Source organism: Steroidobacter sp. (assembly GCF_016790065.1).
GTDB lineage: Bacteria > Pseudomonadota > Gammaproteobacteria > Steroidobacterales > Steroidobacteraceae > Steroidobacter.
On record NZ_JAEUPY010000847.1, the window covers coordinates 1 to 2,144 of the forward strand.

2 protein-coding genes are annotated in these 2,144 nt (G+C 61.8%); one reads left to right on the forward strand and one right to left on the reverse strand.

Features of this window, described 5'->3' with window-relative positions:
* Window positions 1-727 (forward strand): FecR family protein (locus JNL55_RS34010; protein WP_293865317.1); only part of this gene is annotated, 727 nt, incomplete at its 5' end.
* Window positions 728-887: 160 nt separating this feature from the next.
* On the opposite strand, the gene JNL55_RS34015 is transcribed toward JNL55_RS34010, so the two are convergent.
* On the reverse strand, window positions 888-2,144 hold a 1,257-nt coding region (locus JNL55_RS34015; RefSeq protein ID WP_293865320.1), incomplete at its 5' end, for a hypothetical protein.

Sequence of the window (2,144 nt, forward strand, 5' to 3'; positions counted from 1 at the left end):
GCTGGCCTGGAATCTTCAAGGCTATGGCGGCGAGCGCTATCACACCGCCATCGGCCAGCAGAGCACGTATCAGTTGCCCGATGGCTCCACCATGAAACTCAACACCCGCAGCCGCGCGCGGGTCCGGTTCTCAGAGGAGCGTCGACTCATCGAGTTGGAAGGCGAAGGATTATTCACGGTGGCGCACGATTCGAGCCGGCCATTCTATGTACGCACGTCGGGCGCGACGGTGCGTGCCGTCGGCACCAAATTCAATGTCTATGAAGTCACCGGCGAGACCCAAGTGGCCGTGGTCGAAGGCATCGTTCAAGTCACGCTCGGCAGCAAGCTCAGTACCGCGGCAGTGACTCAACCGCTGTCGCCCCTACCGGCGGGCAGTGCGCCCAGCGTCACGACATCCGCAGTCGCGCTCGCCGCCGGCGAAGCAGCCCGGGTGATCGACGGTCGCATCGAGAAACAGACGCTGCCCGATCCGGAAATCGCGATCGCGTGGCAAATGCATCAATTGGTGTTCGAAGACGCCACGCTCAGCGACGTCGTCACCCAGTTCAACCGCTACAACACCGGGCAAATCTACGTCGACAAATCCGTCGGCGACACCAAGCGCCTCTCAGGCACCTTCGATGCCATCCATCCGCAATCGCTACTGCTCTACCTCGCAAAGGATCGCGACCTGAGCGTAAATCGCGAGGGGAATGATTACCGGATCGTGCGCGAGCCGCGCTGACCTGCGCCGGCAACTTGTAGAATTCGCGCCGCCAAACCTCGCGATTTCCCCTGATGGTTCTATTTGACTCTTAGTCAGTTGGTTATAGGTTCGAGTCCTATACAGGACAGATAGTAAGGCTCGCACTCTCACATCCATGGTTGCCGAGCCGCTGGGTCGCTCATCTCACTGCAATGACGGTCGTGGCCAACGCGACCGGCTTCGCCGGCAGCTTCTTCTCGGGAGGTGCATCCGCCGAAGCGAGCGCGAGGATGCGCTGTGTCTCGGCGTTCTCCAGCGCCACATCGACGAGCTCCACGTACAGCACGCGTTCAGCGTCGCCGGACGCTGCGGGAGATGCGATATTCGCCTTCCATGCAATGTCATCACCCGAGAGCTGCGCACGTTTGGCCTTGTCGCCGACGATCTGCTCCAGCACGAACCCGCCGACGCCCGTGGCAATCGGGGCCGCATTCACCGCCACTTTCCACTGCCCCGCCTTGGGCTTGCGCACGGTGATGATCTGCTCGGCCTGGGCAAGGCCGCCGTAGCTGTACAAGAAGCACTGGCCGGTGGTGCAATCGTACAGAAACATCTCGATCTCGCTCGCGCCAGGATCGGACGTGGCACGTAGTCTCAGCACGCCGGCGTCTTCCGGCACATCAACCGTAAGCAGCGTTGGCAAGCCGTTCGCTGCGAGGTGCCCGATGTGTCGATCGCGCTTGGCCGAATAAACATCGACCGCGGGAGATTCGATGCGAGTCGCGTCGCGTCGTGCTTGAATCGAGACCTGTCCACCGCTGACGACACCGTCGATGCTGCCCGTCAGCGCGGTGAACGCCAACGAGTATTGCGCCTCGTCGGTGGAAACGCGGGACACATCCTTCTCCCGCCAACCCGAATCGTTGGCGAGACCGAGATCCCAGGTGCCCGCGACCGGAGCTGCCACGAGCCACGTGTACTTGCCGGGCTGCAACTGGACGAACTGGAATGGCCGAAGGTCTTCGGTGTTCGAGGATGGATCCATGCTACGCATGCGCGCGCTGAGCACGCCTTTACGAACCTCGATCTCGACTTTCAATGCCGCCACACCGGCGGGGACAGCAATGTAGTGATCGTCGGATTGCATCAACGGCACCCGACCGTCGAGCCGCAGCTGTGAACCTGGCGTAACGGATATCGGGCGCGGCGCGACCACCGTCAGCATCACTCGATGAACGATCGCATCATCGCGCGAGTCGTGCAGATTCAAGATGGCGCTGTGCGGACCGAATGAATTCACCTGGATGCCGACCGGCAACGACTTCGTTTCGTTCAACGGCAGGCGCAACGAGGGCGCCGTGGTGAACGTGCCGTCGTTGCCTGTCCAGCTCAGCCGATAGGTACGTGCACCCTTCGCTCCGCTGCCACGGGTGAACTTCATCTCCCGCTCGCCGGA